This is a genomic window from Enterococcus sp. E5-37, assembly GCF_035726925.1.
GTDB lineage: Bacteria > Bacillota > Bacilli > Lactobacillales > Enterococcaceae > Enterococcus_B > Enterococcus_B faecium.
In genome coordinates, this window is sequence record NZ_JAPMLG010000010.1 from 78,987 (window position 1) to 94,308 (window position 15,322).

Annotated in this window: 14 protein-coding genes; 12 read left to right on the plus strand and 2 right to left on the minus strand. The window is 39.3% G+C overall.

Features of this window, described 5'->3' with window-relative positions; all coding sequences use genetic code 11:
- The first annotated feature begins 2 nt into the window (after positions 1 to 2).
- The 5 genes from OS138_RS09535 (at position 3) to efmA (ending at position 5,295) form a co-directional block, all read left to right on the plus strand.
- Positions 3 to 878 carry a dihydrolipoamide dehydrogenase gene (locus OS138_RS09535; protein ID WP_325070067.1) on the plus strand — a complete coding sequence of 292 codons (876 nt, stop codon included), beginning with the start codon at positions 3 to 5 and terminating at the stop codon, positions 876 to 878.
- 79 nt (positions 879 to 957) lie between these two features.
- A complete protein-coding gene (locus OS138_RS09540) occupies positions 958 to 1,932 on the plus strand; it encodes a ribose-phosphate diphosphokinase (protein WP_002286741.1) in 975 nt (324 codons plus the stop codon).
- Positions 1,933 to 2,111: 179 nt separating this feature from the next.
- The gene (locus OS138_RS09545) at positions 2,112 to 3,257 is read left to right on the plus strand and encodes a cysteine desulfurase family protein (protein ID WP_002295158.1); all 1,146 of its coding nucleotides are present in this window, start codon (positions 2,112 to 2,114) and stop codon (positions 3,255 to 3,257) included.
- Between the two features lie 136 nt (positions 3,258 to 3,393).
- Entirely contained in the window at positions 3,394 to 3,738 is a 345-nt protein-coding gene (locus OS138_RS09550) for a DUF1831 domain-containing protein (protein ID WP_002286736.1), read from the plus strand.
- 270 nt (positions 3,739 to 4,008) lie between these two features.
- On the plus strand, positions 4,009 to 5,295 hold the full coding sequence (gene efmA, locus OS138_RS09555) for a multidrug efflux MFS transporter EfmA (protein WP_002291207.1): 1,287 nt from the start codon (positions 4,009 to 4,011) through the stop codon (positions 5,293 to 5,295).
- A gap of 136 nt (positions 5,296 to 5,431) precedes the next feature.
- Here the strand turns inward: efmA and OS138_RS09560 are convergent, their stop codons facing one another.
- Entirely contained in the window at positions 5,432 to 6,031 is a 600-nt protein-coding gene (locus OS138_RS09560) for a metallophosphoesterase (RefSeq protein WP_002291205.1), read from the minus strand.
- Between the two features lie 403 nt (positions 6,032 to 6,434).
- Here OS138_RS09560 and mnmA point away from each other — a divergent pair, with 403 nt between their 5' ends.
- The 3 genes from mnmA to OS138_RS09575 all read left to right on the plus strand — a co-directional run bounded on the left by mnmA (position 6,435) and on the right by OS138_RS09575 (position 10,355).
- The gene (mnmA, locus tag OS138_RS09565) at positions 6,435 to 7,556 is read left to right on the plus strand and encodes a tRNA 2-thiouridine(34) synthase MnmA (RefSeq protein ID WP_002286726.1); all 1,122 of its coding nucleotides are present in this window, start codon (positions 6,435 to 6,437) and stop codon (positions 7,554 to 7,556) included.
- A gap of 245 nt (positions 7,557 to 7,801) precedes the next feature.
- Positions 7,802 to 9,223, plus strand: coding sequence for an arginine-ornithine antiporter (gene arcD / locus OS138_RS09570; RefSeq protein WP_325070068.1), 1,422 nt, complete (start codon positions 7,802 to 7,804; stop codon positions 9,221 to 9,223).
- Positions 9,224 to 9,236: 13 nt separating this feature from the next.
- Positions 9,237 to 10,355: an aminotransferase gene (locus tag OS138_RS09575; protein ID WP_325070069.1), complete on the plus strand. Its 1,119-nt coding sequence runs from the start codon at positions 9,237 to 9,239 to the stop codon at positions 10,353 to 10,355.
- Between the two features lie 59 nt (positions 10,356 to 10,414).
- Here OS138_RS09575 and OS138_RS09580 read toward each other — a convergent pair whose 3' ends face one another.
- Positions 10,415 to 11,707: a multidrug efflux MFS transporter gene (locus tag OS138_RS09580; protein WP_002325116.1), complete on the minus strand. Its 1,293-nt coding sequence runs from the start codon at positions 11,705 to 11,707 to the stop codon at positions 10,415 to 10,417.
- Positions 11,708 to 11,856: 149 nt separating this feature from the next.
- On the opposite strand from OS138_RS09580, the gene OS138_RS09585 reads away from it, so the two are divergent.
- The 4 genes from OS138_RS09585 to OS138_RS09600 all read left to right on the plus strand — a co-directional run.
- Positions 11,857 to 12,417, plus strand: a complete 561-nt coding sequence (locus OS138_RS09585) for a TetR/AcrR family transcriptional regulator (RefSeq protein WP_002325115.1) — start codon at positions 11,857 to 11,859, stop codon at positions 12,415 to 12,417.
- A gap of 128 nt (positions 12,418 to 12,545) precedes the next feature.
- Complete coding sequence (locus OS138_RS09590; protein ID WP_002286704.1) at positions 12,546 to 12,923, plus strand: DUF1033 family protein; 378 nt, start codon at positions 12,546 to 12,548, stop codon at positions 12,921 to 12,923.
- Entirely contained in the window at positions 12,856 to 14,928 is a 2,073-nt protein-coding gene (locus OS138_RS09595; RefSeq protein WP_033581948.1) for a DNA topoisomerase III, read from the plus strand. The genes OS138_RS09590 and OS138_RS09595 overlap by 68 nt, the downstream gene beginning before the upstream one ends.
- A 220-nt stretch (positions 14,929 to 15,148) precedes the next feature.
- A partial coding sequence (locus OS138_RS09600; RefSeq protein ID WP_325070071.1) for a helix-turn-helix domain-containing protein occupies positions 15,149 to 15,322 on the plus strand: 174 nt, incomplete at its 3' end.

Below are 15,322 nucleotides of genomic sequence, written 5' to 3' on the forward strand. Positions count from 1 at the left end.
TAATGAAAAAAAGGAGGCGATCCCAACTGAATCAAGTAGTGGATAAACCTTTATATTTCAAAGTAGATAAAAAAATTAAAAAATTAGCCAGCACTCAGCAGCTGCAGTCAAGAAAAAGTAAATTGCTTTTTTTAGCTCTGGTTTTTGAAGATCAAAGTTATGTGATTATCGATCAATCAGGACATCCGGTAGAATATTCTCCAGCAAAATATACTTATCAAGAGGGTCTTTCTTGTAAAAAATGGAAGCTGATCAATGAAGAGCCAATCGAGTTATCTAGATGGATCAACAGAAAAGAAGATATTCCCGCTTTGATCGAAGAAAAAAGGTCAGGAAAGGAACTCGCAAATTGCTGGGTGGGATTGCCAGAAGAACGTTTTTTGAGGTATAAGAAATGGGCTACCCCCTCAGGCTATCTTTGTGGTACTTACGCGGCAGCAGTTCTCCTTGCCTATTATCAAGACTATCGTAAAGAGTGGATGCTTCCAAATGAGATTCGCAAGAAAAATACGGCTGATTCGTTGGTTTTGACGAAGGCATTGCGTAGCCAGATCCAACCACTAGGACTTCCTACGATTCCTTTTCAGGTTAGTACAGGGATTTCTAGTTTTTTAAAGAAGAATGGCAATCATGAGCGTGCACGAGCAACTCTTCTAGGTTCATGGCAGCGAGCTACAAAACGTATACGTGAAGGCAAACCTGTGATGATTGGTATTTTGAAAGTACTTGGCAGTACATATGGCAATCATTGGGTGACAGCGTACGCTTATTTTAAAACTGAAACAGGAGAACGTTATTACAAAGTACACGACAACTGGGGCGATTATCATAAAGTCATTCCTGCCAGTTGGAGTAACGGAACAGTTTCACTTCCTTAAGAATTTGCTGAAATTAACAGAAAATCTTGGAAAAATATGTTAAACTATCGAAGAATAGAGAAGTTTTGGGGAGGACTACATGAGTAATAAGTATCAGGATGACACGTTGAAGATTTTTAGTTTGAATGGCAACCGTCCATTAGCTGAAAAAATCGCGAAAGTGTTCGGAACAGAATTAGGTAAAAGCGTCGTGAAGCAATTTAGTGATGGCGAGATTTCCATCAATATCGAAGAAAGTATTCGAGGGGATCATGTGTATATCGTTCAATCAACGAATGCACCTGTCAATGACTACTATATGGAACTACTGATCATGATCGATGCAATGAAGCGAGCAAGTGCGAAAACGATCAATGTCGTATTGCCTTACTATGGGTATGCTAGGCAAGACCGCACGGCGAAACCTCATGAACCGATCACTGCGAAATTGATCGCTAACTTGATCGAAGAAGCAGGGGCAACTCGAGTACTGACTTTAGATCTGCACACGGTTCAAGTACAAGGATTCTTTGATATTCCTGTAGATAATTTATTTACGATGCCGTTGTTTGCTCATTATTACCGTCAATTAGGTCTGACGGGAGATGACATCGTAGTTGTTTCGCCAAAAAACAGCGGTGTTCAGCGTGCACGTAGTCTTTCAGAATATTTGAACAGCACATTAGCCATCGTAGATCATGCAGATGATGCTTCAACTGAGGGTGGTTATGTGATCGGTGATGTTCAAGGAAAGACATGTATCATGGTAGATGATATCTTGAACACAGGAGCAACGCTTGCACGAGCAGCAAATGTATTAAAAGAAAACGGCGCAAAAGAAGTATATGCCTGTGCGTCACATGGATTATTGTCCGATCATGCGAAAAGTATTTTAGACAATGCACCAATCAAAGATATTTGTATCACTGATTCTGTTTTCACAGAAGAAAATCGTCATCCAGAAAACTTAACAATCGTTACATGTTCAGAATTAATGGGTGAAGCGGTCAAACGCATCCATGAAAATACACCGATGAGTCCGTTATTCCGTCTGGAAGAAAAAGAATTCGAATAAACAAAAAAAAGAGGGAAAGAAGTTGTGACAGAAGTGAGCAGCTTCAAGGAGCTGCGACAAGACTTTTGTCACAGCTCCTTTTTTCTATGCCCATGAAACGTCCTCTAGACAAAAATGAGCTCTTCTTTGGTTTGTTCGCTATTTTATGCTAGAATGTGCCTAGCAATAATTTGGAAGGGATGAATGAAGTGAAAACTATTTATCTGGATCATGCGGCAACTACCCCCATGCATCCACAAGTAATTGAAGCGATGACGGCAATCATGCAAGACACGTTTGGAAATCCTTCAAGCATACATGGATTTGGTCGCCACGCGCATGAAAAATTGGAAACAGCAAGACAAATCATTGCAGACAGTCTGCAAGCAAAACCTCATGAGATCATCTTTAATAGTGGTGGAACAGAAGGAGATAACACAGCTATCTTAGAAACAGCGTTCTCGCGTCAAAAAGAAGGCAGACATCTAATCACTACAGCTATCGAACATCCTGCTGTTCTTAACACCATGAAATATTTAGAGACAAAGGGGTTTGACGTTACATATCTGCCTGTAGATGAAAAAGGGAATCTGTCGATCGAAGAGGTCAAAAAAGCGTTACGAGAAGATACGATCTTGGTCTCTGTGATGTACGGGAACAATGAAATCGGAAATTTGATGCCAATCAAAGAAATCGGTGAACTTTTAGCGGATCATCCAGCTTATTTCCATACAGATGCGGTACAAGCGTACGGAAACCAAACGATCCATCCAGAAGAATTAGGAATCGATTTATTAAGTATCTCTGCTCATAAAATCAATGGGCCAAAAGGCGTCGGTTTCTTATATAAACGAGACGGAGTAAATATCCCTGCATTGCTTTTAGGCGGGGAGCAGGAAGAAAAGCGGCGTGCAGGTACAGAAAATTTAGCAGGGATCTGGGGTATGGCAAAAGCAGTTGAACTGCTGTCACCTGAAGAACGTGAAGCACGTAACAACAAATATAAAGGATTCCAGCAATTGATTCTTGATACATTAGAAGCAAACGAAATCCCTTATCAAGTAAATGGTGATTTAACGAATAAACTCCCTCATGTGTTGAATCTTCGCTTAATTGGCGAAGCAAATGATTTGCTACTGATGAAGCTTGATCTTAATGGGGTCGCTATTTCTACTGGTTCAGCTTGTACAGCAGGAAATATCGAGCCTTCACACGTATTAGAAGCAATGTATGGAGAAGATACACCGATACTAAAAGAATCCATCCGTATCAGCTTTGGTTTGGGAAATACCGAAGACGACATCCAGTATTTCCTTGATCAATTAGTTCGTGCTGTCAAAAAATAACTAGTGAAGTCATTCTTATATGAACAGATGTCTGAGAGAACGCCTTCATTTTTTAGGGAACTTAACTGAAAAACCTAGTAAAAATCAGGATAAACTTTTATAATAAAGAGAAACTAATTTTATCGAGGTGAAAATCATGGCATTTGAAACAACAGCAACGGTACTGGGCGCACCAATTAGCTATCGTTTGCATCCTGATGCAAAAAGATATACATTGCGCGATAATGGATTTACAGAAACAAACGGAGGCAATTATCAATTGATCCGACCATTAGATGCCACGCCGCAAAGCAAAGAAGGATTCAAATTAAAAATCACTGTATCAAAAGATATTCAAACATTGAAAATGTCGATCACTACAGCAAATGGATTGAAAGCAGTCAATATTTTCAAAGATCCAAAACAGAAAATGAGCCAAGATAAATTTTATTTTCTGATGGATGGGATGATTAGCCGTGGGTTATTCGAAAAAGTCGAATGATCTGTGGATATAAAAAGACAACTAGTTTTGAAACGGCCTATTGTTAGATGACTAACTTTGTAAGGACGACGCAAATTAGTTGTCTTTTTTATTTTTAAATTTAACACATGTTGTTATTTTTAATATTTTGCTGATTTATTGTTTCTAAGTAAAGAAATTTAAATTGAAACGATTGTTATTTAGGGAAAAAGGTATTTTTTGAAAAAAGAATCCCGTATAATGATTGTTGTGCAAACGCTATACAAAATGAAAAAGAAAAGAGGGATGTTTATGGAAAATGAACAGTCGGTCGTTTTAACGAATTGGAAGAGAAATTATTTGTTCTTTTTATCGGGACAGTTTTTGTCAGGAATCACTAGTATGGTCGTCCAATATGCGATCATCTGGTATTTGACAAGAGAAACCGGTTCGGCGACAATTTTGAGTTTTGCTACTTTACTAGGAATGATTCCCATGGTTTTACTAAGCCCATTTGTAGGACCGCTAGTGGATCGCTGGGATAAAAAAGCTCTTTTGATTGTCACGGATATTATTGTAGCGATTTTCGCGCTTATTTTAGCAGTAGTCGGAACGATTTCAGAATCCTTCCCGATTTGGCTAGTTTTTGTGTCTTTGTTTATGCGTTCGGTCGCACAAACATTCCAAATGCCAACGATCCAGTCGATTATGCCGACAATCGTTCCATCTTCTCACATAACAAGGACGAATGGACAGTTAGGAATGGTCCAATCAGCGAATTTCATCATTGCGCCAGCTCTAGGTGCGGCTTTGTTTTCAGTCGTTCCTGTCAATTACCTTATTTTATTAGATGTATTGGGGGCAGTTTTTGGTGTCGGCTTATTGATTTTTGTGAAGATCCCAAAAGTTTCTCCTGAAATATTGGAAGTTCCGCTTACTATTTTTAAAGATGCAAAATTTGGGCTGCAGCAATTGATGGATAACAAAGGGTTATGGTACATAACGATCAATGGTGCATTTGTGATGCTGTTGTTCATGCCAGCAATCAGTCTGTATCCATTGATGACGCTAGATTACTTTGGTGGTTCCGTTGGACAGGCGGGAGCAGTGGAAGTAGTCTACGCAGTCGGAATGCTCTTAGGCGGTGCACTGATCAGTTTTATAGGAACATGGAAAGACCGAATGAAACCTATTATTATAGCCTACATCATTATGGGCCTGACGATCGGTGCAAGCGGATTGGTTCCAAACGATAGTCAAGGGTTCTTGTACTTTCTTATCTTGAATGCAGGAGCAGGTTGTGCAACGCCATATTTCAATACACTGCTGATGGCAATGATCCAGCAGAGTTATGAATCGAATGTTTTAGGTCGTGTCTTAGGGAACTTCAACTCTTTGATGAACCTGGCAGGTCCAATTGGATTATTATTTGCAGGACCATTAGCTGATCGTTTAGGGGTAGAAAAAATGTTCTTGTTTTCTGGAATCGGGATTTTATTATGCGGAATCGTTTTATTTTTAACGTCAGCTGCTCGAAATTATGATAAAGAATTACAGAAAAAATTGGTAAAAGAACACCATGAGCAAAAAGACGAATAGTATGGAATGGAGTTGTGACAGAAGTCTTGTTACAACTCCATTTCTGATCCTAATGTTCCTGTGGCAATAAGCCTACTCAAATGAAAAATATGAGTAATTATCTTTATTTGTTTAATACTTGATATAGGGCAGTTTTTCACGACCTATCGTACTTCCTCTTTGCTTCATAGATTTCTTTGATTTGTTGCTCAGATAACGGAGTGCCAAATGGTAGTTTTTCCTTTAAGAGTTCTCTTTCCGGTGCGTCTACGCCTACATTGACATCGTTCTCGATAGGTACGCTGTAATGATGGATATGTCCATGAAGATTGCGGATAGTGTCGTTAGGCCCGAGCAACATCGGATAATGAGTCAAGTAATATTGTTGATGGTCGAATTTAACGATGGCACCTACATCATAAAAATAAAATTTGGGACTTCCGTCAGTAAGCCTAGGATCATTTTTTTCTAAATAACGGAAAAAAGCGCGACTGTCATGGTTCCCTTTGATCAAGTGGATTGTTCCTTGCAGTTGAGTGACCAGTTCCAAAATTTCTGCATTTGCTTTTTCATATTGCGGATGCATAGCAAGGTCGCCTAGATGATAAACATGGTCGGTTTCTTTTATTACTGCATTCCAGCTAGTGATCAACTGTTGGTTCATTTCATCCACATTTGCAAAGAGCCGCGGAGCAAAGTCGTTTTTTCCTAATAAGCGTTCATGGAAAAAGTGCATATCACTGGTAAAGTAATTCATGTATCTTTTGCCTCCCTTTTTTCTTAGAGTAAACAAAATCACTTATCTGAGCAACTCATAACATCTAAAAAGAAAAGGTTGTAAATGAGACGTGCAGCTTTAAGCGATAAGAAGCAATTTTGAAAAATAGTTTTTCACAATTTACAAAATTATTCCTTATTGCCGAAAGGCTGGCCCTTTTTATGAGTATGCCAATTTTTTATATCGAATGCTCAAAAGATGAGTGATTTTTTGGTTGACTATCATGTTTGTGTACTGAATAGGTCCAGTAGAACAATATTTTTACGACTTGATAATTAAGGGATGAAATTTTCAGAAATATGACGTATAATGTAAAATACTGAAAAGTTGCGACCTTCAACTCGTAGATGTTTCAGAATCTAATTGAAATGATGGTGATATCATGACAGACAACAGCAAAACACGCGTTGTCGTAGGGATGAGTGGCGGTGTCGACTCATCTGTAACAGCACTTTTGTTAAAGGAACAAGGATACGACGTGATCGGAATATTCATGAAAAATTGGGATGACACGGACGAAAACGGTGTATGCACGGCCACGGAAGATTATAAGGATGTAGCGAAAGTAGCTGCTCAAATCGGGATTCCTTATTATTCTGTGAATTTTGAAAAAGAATATTGGGATCGTGTATTTGAATATTTCCTAGCCGAATACCGCGCAGGACGTACACCTAACCCAGACGTGATGTGCAACAAAGAAATCAAATTCAAAGCATTCTTGGATTATGCAATGGATCTTGGCGCCGATTATGTAGCTACTGGACATTATGCGCAAGTCACTCGCGATGAAAACGGCGTGGTCCACATGCTTCGTGGAGTAGACAATAATAAAGATCAAACTTACTTCCTTAGCCAATTATCACAAGAACAGCTTTCAAAAACGATGTTCCCTCTAGGTGGCATGGAAAAATCAGAAGTACGGGCAATTGCTGAACGCGCAGGCCTTGCGACTGCTAAGAAAAAAGATTCAACAGGAATCTGCTTTATTGGTGAAAAGAACTTCAAACAATTTTTGAGCAACTATCTGCCAGCAAAAAAAGGAAATATGGTCACTCTTGATGGTGAAGTCAAAGGCCAACATGCTGGCTTGATGTATTATACGATTGGTCAACGTCAAGGACTAGGGATCGGTGGCGGAGGAGATTCGCAAGAACCCTGGTTTGTTGTAGGAAAAGATCTAGCGACAAACACATTATATGTGGGGCAAGGGTTCCATCATCCTGCATTGTATGCCACAAGCTTGGATGCAAGTGAAATCCACTTTACGACGAATGAACCAATGCCAAAAGAATTCAAGTGTACAGCGAAATTTCGTTATCGTCAGCAAGACGTTCCTGTGACAGTTCGCTTATTGGATGATAATCGTGCAGAAGTCGTATTCGACGAACCTGTACGTGCAATCACTCCTGGACAAGCAGTTGTATTTTATGATGGAATGGAATGTCTGGGCGGTGGTTTGATCGACCACGCATATCAAGAAACAAAAGTTTTACAATACGTTTAAGCGATATTAAATGAATCAAAACAGCTATGGCTAACAAAAGAAACACCTTTTCTTTTGGATAGCATAGCTGTTTTTTTGCAATAAAATTAATTTTTATTCATTTTATACTTGAAATGCTCGTGTAAAAAGTTCATAATATCCAATAATATGAATAAAGTTGCTTTTTGTTAAGCAAGAGCAGTTGCAAAATAGAAGGGAATCTTTTGCAAGTGATTTGTTCAATTTTATAAGTGAGGGTGATGGAAATGGAAAAGAAATCGACGGGTATTAGCAAATGGGGACTGGTTGCTCTGGTTGTCAGTTCGTCAATCGGAAGCGGTGTGTTTGGGATCACAAGTGATCTGGCTAGTTCTGCAGCTCCAGGGCCAGCGATCCTTTCATGGATAATCGTTGGGATTGGTATTTTAGCTTTGGTATTATCGCTGAATCATTTAGGAGAAAAACGTCCAGATCTAGATGGTGGTATTTTCGGTTACGCGGAAGCTTCATTTGGTAAATTAGGTGGCTTCATCAGTGGTTTGGGTTACTGGTTGTCTGCGTGGCTGGGAAATGTTGCTTTTGCAACGATGCTGATGAGCGCCATGGGAGAATTTTTCCCGATATTCAAAGGTGGACAAAATGTTCCTTCTATTTTATTTGCAAGTATTTTTATTTGGGGTCTGACTTTATTAGTAAACAATGGAGTTGAAGGAGCGAGCGTCATCAATACAATCGTGACGATCTGTAAATTAGTGCCATTATTCCTATTTTTAATATTTGTATTTATCGCATTTAAAGTGAATATATTCACTGCTGATTTTTGGGGTAACGTATCTGATAATCTAGTGAATGGATCAGGGCAGCAAGGAACGATTTGGTTGCAGATTAAAGGTTGTTTGATGGTTATGATGTGGGTCTTTGTAGGGATCGAAGGCGCAAGTGTTTTAGCCAACCGCGCGAAGAAACGTTCAGAAGCCCAGCAAGCATCGATCATTGGTCTGCTTTGTTTATTGTTTATCTATATCCTGGCTTCGATCTTGCCATACGGTGTCTTATCTCAAGAAGAGTTAGCAACTATTTCACAACCTGCTATGGCAAATATTTTAAAAGGAATCGTGGGAAATTGGGGAGCAGCGCTGATCAATATCGGCTTGATTATTTCGATCATTGGTTCTTGGTTGTCTTGGACGATGCTCCCAGCAGAAACAACGATGTTGATGGCTCGAGACGGTCTGTTGCCGAAAGCTTGGGGAAAAACGAATAAAAAAAATGCCCCAACTTATTCGTTAGTTGTTACTGCAATCTTGACTAATCTATTCTTATTGACTTTCTTAGTTACTGATTATGCCTATCAATTTGCCTATTCTTTATGTACAGCGGCAATTTTGATTTGTTATCTACTTGTCGGGATCTATCAAGTCCAGTTTTCTTTAAAAGAAGGAATCAAAAAACAAGTAGTGATCGGTGGGATTGCTGTAGTTTTTGAATTGATGGGCATCATTTTAGCAGGATTTTCTTATGTCCTTTTATGTAGTATTGCCTATCTTCCTGGTTTTTGCTTCTACTGGATCGCTTGTCGTGAAACCAAACATCAAATTACGGGAAAAGAAAAAGTAATGATTGGGCTGATTTGTGTGGCCGCACTGCTTTCAATCGGGTTGCTTGCTGTAGGCTGGATCAAGATATAAGGGGGAAAGAAACATGAAAATCGCAAATTTCGGTGTAGAAGAATGGCTAAATAAATGGGAAAAGAAAGCGGTATATGATATTGCACAAAGTTCGATCGAAGCATTGACATTAGACGAACTCGTTGGCTTAGATGGGACTAGCGTAAGTGAATTTTTCGAAAAACGCAAAAACGAACCATTGGACTATGGCTGGATCGAAGGATCAGATGTTTTCAAACAAGAAGTCGCTTCTCTTTATCAAACCGTCGATCCGGAAAACATCTTACAAACGAATGGAGCGACTGGTGCTAATCTTTTAGCTCTATACGCGTTAGTGGAAGCAGGAGATCATGTTGTTTCGATGCTTCCTACTTATCAGCAATTATATGACATCCCCAAATCTTTAGGTGCCGCTGTTGACTTTGTTCATTTGAAGGAAGAAGAAGATTGGCAGTTTGATTTAGAACAGCTAGAAGCCTTAGTCAAACCTGAAACAAAAATCATCTGTTTGAATAGTGCAAACAATCCTACAGGCACATTGCTAGATCGGAAAACTTTAGAAAAAATCGCAGAAATTGCTCGTACAGTAGATGCATATGTATTGATAGATGAAGTATATGCGCCTTTAACGGATAAAGGTGAATTCTTGTCGATCGTAGATGTCTATGAAAAAGGTATAGCAACCAATTCCCTATCCAAAACCTACTCCATTCCAGGTATCCGTATTGGTTGGACAGCTACTGGACCTAAATTGGCAGAGGTTTTTCGAAAATATCGAGACTACACGATGATTTGCGGCGGAGTCCTGTCAGATGATCTTGCTGTACATGCATTGAAGAATAAAGAAAAAATATTGGAGCGAAACAAAAAGATCATTACAGAGAACCTTGTGATTTTAAAACAATGGGTAGCCAATGAACCGAAAGTTGAACTTGTCGCTCCCAATTACGTCTCTACTTCTTTCATTAAATTAGCCATCGAAGAAGATGACCAGACATTTTGTATCAATTTATTAGAAGAAACAGGAGTACTATTAGTACCAGGAAGTGCCTTTGATTTACCGAAGCATGCCCGACTAGGTTACTGTTGTAAAAAAGAAACCTTGGAAAAGGGATTATTCCTCTTATCTGAGTTCTTGAAAAAACAGGCCTAAACAAAAACACTGCAAGGACAGTCTGTGACAACTGTTCAAGCAGTGTTTTTCATTTACGCTTATTGTCTATGAGAAGGAGAGTGCCCTGAAGATATGGAGACTCCTGAAGCTTTTTCTTCTGCAGTTTCTTGCTGATGGATCTCTTGTGTATTGTGTCGTACAAGCAAGAAGTTGACCAAAACAAGAAGAGAAGTCGAAAGAAAGACGCCACGATAACCAAATGCACTGGAAACACTGGAGCCGATCATAGGCCCTACTACGTTACCAGTTGCTTGGAAAGATTGGTTATAACTGAAGATCCGTCCAGCAGCTTGATGAGGCGAATATTTTGTGATCAATGCTTGGACAGCAGGGAGCAGACAAGCATCAGAGATACCAATCAAAAAACGTAAGGCAGCTAATTGCCAAACATTCGTGACGAATGCCATTGGGATATAAACCAGAATCGCAAAACCCAAACCAATCGCAAGTATTCTTTCACTCCCAATCTTGTCACCTAAGCGACCAAATCTTGGAGCGGCTATCAAAGTGGCAATCCCAGGTATCGAAGCGATGATTCCGCTGATCAACGTAACATTCCCATGTCCATGCAGCAATTGGCGAATGTACAGACTGATGATTGGACTAATGGAATTGTTGGATGCTTGGATGATCATCGTTGTGACGAACATACCGATGACGACGTGTGGATATTTCAAGTCTTTGAAAATCTGTTTGGCAGAAACCATGTTTTCTTTTTTCACTGGGACAAATTTTTCATGGACGAAAAACAGACTCAACAAGAAGACGAAAAATAAGATGATCCCTGTAATGAAAAAGGTAGGGCGATAGCCAAACGCTGAAGCAGAGATCCCGCCAAGAAGCGGTCCAAGTAATGTTCCTGTAACAGAACCAGTTGCTAAGGTTCCAAGAACTTGACCACTTTTTTCTTTTGGCGTCCCAGTTGCGACAAGGGCAGTGGCATTACTGATATAACCAGAAAAAATCCCTTGAAGCAGACGCAATGCGACTAATTGATACACACTAGTCACGCAACCCATCAAAGAAATGACGATTGCCATTCCTAATGAAGCACGCAACAGCATCAATTTTCTTCCTTTTTGGTCGGCTAATTTTCCCCACCAAGGAGAGATAAGCGTAGTCACCAAGAAAGTAGATGAAAAAGTCAATCCGCTCCAAAAGTTCAATTGTGACGTACTATAATTACCTAACGTATCTATGTAAAGTGACATAAAAGGCATGACTAAACTAAATCCGATACCAGCCATAAATGTTCCAAACCATAAGACAAACAAGTTTTGTTCCCAAGTTTCTCTTTTCCTAAATAATTTTTCCTTTATTCTTGCAGCCAATTAGACTCCTTCTTTCTGAAAATTTTCATCTACAGATCTTTATTATAAACTACAATATGTAGTTTATCAATGAAAGTCTCTTTTTTCTCTTTCTTTTTCGTGGTAAACTGAAAGAGTGAAGGATTTATTTTATGAGAGGAAACATGAAAATGAAAAAAAGAAATCTGTCTCAAGAGAAAATCATCGACTGCTTTCGAGAACTAGCAGAAGAGATGGATGTTCAGCAAATAACCTTTCAGCATTTAGCCAAACGCTTGGATATCAAGGCTCCCTCGCTGTATAACCATTTCAAAAATATTCGTGATGTCAAAACAGCGCTAACAGCGAAACTTCTGCAGGAACTTAATGACCAGCTGCGTCGGGCTCTTGTGGGAAAAAGTGGTCAGGAAGCACTGCAGATCTATGCAGAAACTTATCGATCCTTTGCTTTTTCAAATCAAGCAGTGTATGAGTTACTGATCAGTGTGCCCCACACCAATGAAGCAGTTTTATTAGAGGGAATCCATGAAACGAATCAGATCATTTTGCAGATCTTTGAGGCTTTTCAATTAACGAAAGAAGAAAAAGTCCACCGAAGCAGAGAATTACGTAGTATGATCCACGGTTATCTTTCCTTACGTTTTTTAGGATACTTTACAAAAGAACCAACAATCGATCCAGAAGACAGCTATTTTTGGATGATCAATGACTTTATCGCTACTTTGCCTTAAACAATCAGATTCATTTGTAACAATTTTAAGATGTTCATTAAATGACCCTTTTATAAGAGAAAATTCTTGCAACTTTCTTGAAAAGTGACTAAGATGAGTCTAGAAAAGCTGAAAGAAGGAGCACGAGTATGTATCAAGTAATTACCATGTTCGGGGACAATGAGCCTTGGTGGTTTTTTGAAGACTGGGAAGAAGATATTGAAGAAGAAGAAACATTCGAGTCTTTCGAAGAAGCACGACAAGCGTACGAAAAACAATGGAACGAAATCCATCAAAATTATGAATATATCAATGCAAAAAGTAACTTTCTCAGCGCCTTTTGGAATGACGGAGATGAGCGCTGGTGTGAAGAGTGTGACGATGATTTACAGCAATACAAGGGACTTGCGTTGTTGAAAAATCATCAGCCCATCACAGTAGAAAGCAGAAAGGAATTTTATGAAACAACTAATTCTAGCGGAAAAACCAAGCGTTGCGAAAGACCTAAGCAAGGTGCTTGGTGCTAATCAAAAGCACAAAAATTATTATGAAGGACCCAAGGTGATCGTTACTTGGGCCCTTGGTCATTTATTAGGATTGAAAATGCCGGAAGATCTGAATAAGGAATGGCAGAGCTGGCAAATGGACACGTTGCCAATGATCCCTAAAAAACTAGGAATCAAACCACTGCCTAAAACAGGACATCAATTAAAAGCAATCAAGCAGCTGGCTCAACGAAAAGATGTCTCAGAAGCAGTCATTGCGACAGATGCCGGAAGAGAAGGGGAACTTGTTGCTCGCTGGATCTTAGAGTATGTGCATTTCAATAAACCAGTGAAGCGGTTATGGATCTCTTCTCAAACAGATAAAGCAATCAAAACTGGATTCAAGCAACTAAGACCTGCGAAAGAATATGATGCATTGTATGAATCTGCTCTTGCCCGGGCAAAAGCGGACTGGCTGGTAGGATTGAATGTGACCAGAGCCTTAACTGTGAAGTACGCGGATAATTTATCAGCAGGCCGTGTGCAGACACCGACACTAGCATTAGTGAGAGACCAAGAAAAGAAAATCGAGCAGTTCCGTCCACAAACGTATTTCACGATCACGTTGCAAGCTGGAAAAGAACAAGCCAAAATGCTTCAAAAAAATCAATTTGCTTTAAAAACACAAGAAGAAGCACAAAAACTTGTTCAATTGATCAGTACAAGCAAAGGAACTGTCACAGAAGTCCAAGAAAAATTAAAAACGGAATCTGCGCCATTGCCTTATGATTTAACAGAGATCCAAAGAGAAGCCAATCAACGCTATGGCTATTCTGCAAAGAAAACATTAAGTCTTGTACAAAGTTTGTATGAGACCCATAAGATCGTTACTTATCCGCGTACAGACAGCAAATATCTGACAAATGACATGAAAAGTACGATGAAAGAACGATTGCAAGCAGTCAGCGACTTTGCTCCTGAGGTCAAGCAGTATTTGAAAAACGGAGCCATCGTCCAACAGACAAAAGTATTCCAAGACAGTAAAGTGACCGATCACCATGCACTTTTGCCAACTGAAAACAGAGCACGTTATGAAAAATTAAGTAATGAAGAGCAAAAAATCTATCAAATGATTGTCTCTCGTTTTTTAGGACTGTTTGCTCAACCCCATAAAGTCAGCCAAACAAAAGTTACGGTTGAATTTGGTAAAGAACGATTCATTTTTCGGCAAAATCGTGTCGTCCAAGCAGGATGGAAAGGCGAAACTGAAACTGAGACGGAAACAGTCAAATGGGAAAAAGGAATGAGAATCAATCCCGATTTCACCATCAAAAAAGAACTATCTGCACCGCCTAAACCATTGTCAGAAGCAAGCTTGCTTGGTCAAATGGAAAAATACAGTCTGGGAACCCCAGCTACGCGTGCAGAGATTATTGAGAAACTAATCAAATCTGAACTGATGGAACGTACCCCTCAAGGACTGCAAGTATCTCCTAAAGGTAAGCAATTATTAGTATTGGTAAATCCCTCTTTAGTAACACCAGATTTGACAGAAAGCTGGGAAAAAGACCTTGAAGCTATTGCTGCAGGAAAGAAACAAGCAGGAACCTTCTTGAATGGAATCGAAAAAGAAACAAAACGCTTGGTGAATGAGATCAAATCAAGCAAACAAGAATATCAAGATTTCTCGATTACCCAAAAGAAATGCCCAGAATGTGGGGCCAATCTGCGCGAGAAAAACACACGTGACGGCAAAATCTATGTCTGCACCAATTCAGATTGCAACTACCGCAGAAGAAAAGATCCAAAAGTCTCTAATCATCGATGCCCGCAATGTCACCGGAAAATGGAAATCATCGAAGGTAAAAACGGTGCTTATTTCCGTTGTAAATACGATGGAACGACAGAAAAAATGCTTGATAAAAAAGAGCAGAAGAAGAAAATGACCAAACATGAAGAACGACGCTTGCTGAAAAAATATGCACAAGCAGAAGAACCAGAAGAAAGCCCATTAGCAGCAGCACTAAAAGCAGCAATGAAGAAGTAATAAGATATGAAAGAGGTTGTGATAGAAGTGGTCAGCTTCAAGAAATAAGAAGGAATTTACGAAAATTGCTTCTCAAATTTTTGTGAAATTTCGGCTTATTTCCGAAGAAGCTACTTCTGGAACACCATTTATTCGGAAAAAAGGACTGTGACAAGACTTTTGTGTACCGACCCCCAAAAGTTAGACCAAAAAATCTAACTTTTGGAGGTCGGTATTTTTTATGGTTAAATATACTTTTGAACTTAAATTAAACATCGTTCATGATTGTTTGGATGGTAAAGGCGGAAGTGATTATCTGGCAAAGAAGTATTCCATTAAGGCTCCATCACAAGTGAAGCGCTGGATCAATGCCTATCAAGAATTTGGTGAAGAGGGTCTAGTAAGAAAGCGACAA

Excerpts from the sequence above, each read along its gene's own strand:
- OS138_RS09535 (WP_325070067.1), top strand. The coding sequence starts at position 3 with ATGAAAAAAAGGAGGCGATCCCAACTGAATCAAGTAGTGGATAAACCT.
- OS138_RS09540 (WP_002286741.1), top strand. The coding sequence starts at position 958 with ATGAGTAATAAGTATCAGGATGACACGTTGAAGATTTTTAGTTTGAAT.
- OS138_RS09545 (WP_002295158.1), top strand. The coding sequence starts at position 2,112 with ATGAATGAAGTGAAAACTATTTATCTGGATCATGCGGCAACTACCCCC.
- OS138_RS09550 (WP_002286736.1), top strand. The coding sequence starts at position 3,394 with ATGGCATTTGAAACAACAGCAACGGTACTGGGCGCACCAATTAGCTAT.
- efmA (WP_002291207.1), top strand. The coding sequence starts at position 4,009 with ATGGAAAATGAACAGTCGGTCGTTTTAACGAATTGGAAGAGAAATTAT.
- OS138_RS09560 (WP_002291205.1), bottom strand. The coding sequence starts at position 6,031 with ATGAATTACTTTACCAGTGATATGCACTTTTTCCATGAACGCTTATTA.
- mnmA (WP_002286726.1), top strand. The coding sequence starts at position 6,435 with ATGACAGACAACAGCAAAACACGCGTTGTCGTAGGGATGAGTGGCGGT.
- arcD (WP_325070068.1), top strand. The coding sequence starts at position 7,802 with ATGGAAAAGAAATCGACGGGTATTAGCAAATGGGGACTGGTTGCTCTG.
- OS138_RS09575 (WP_325070069.1), top strand. The coding sequence starts at position 9,237 with ATGAAAATCGCAAATTTCGGTGTAGAAGAATGGCTAAATAAATGGGAA.
- OS138_RS09585 (WP_002325115.1), top strand. The coding sequence starts at position 11,857 with ATGAAAAAAAGAAATCTGTCTCAAGAGAAAATCATCGACTGCTTTCGA.
- OS138_RS09590 (WP_002286704.1), top strand. The coding sequence starts at position 12,546 with ATGTATCAAGTAATTACCATGTTCGGGGACAATGAGCCTTGGTGGTTT.
- OS138_RS09595 (WP_033581948.1), top strand. The coding sequence starts at position 12,856 with ATGAAACAACTAATTCTAGCGGAAAAACCAAGCGTTGCGAAAGACCTA.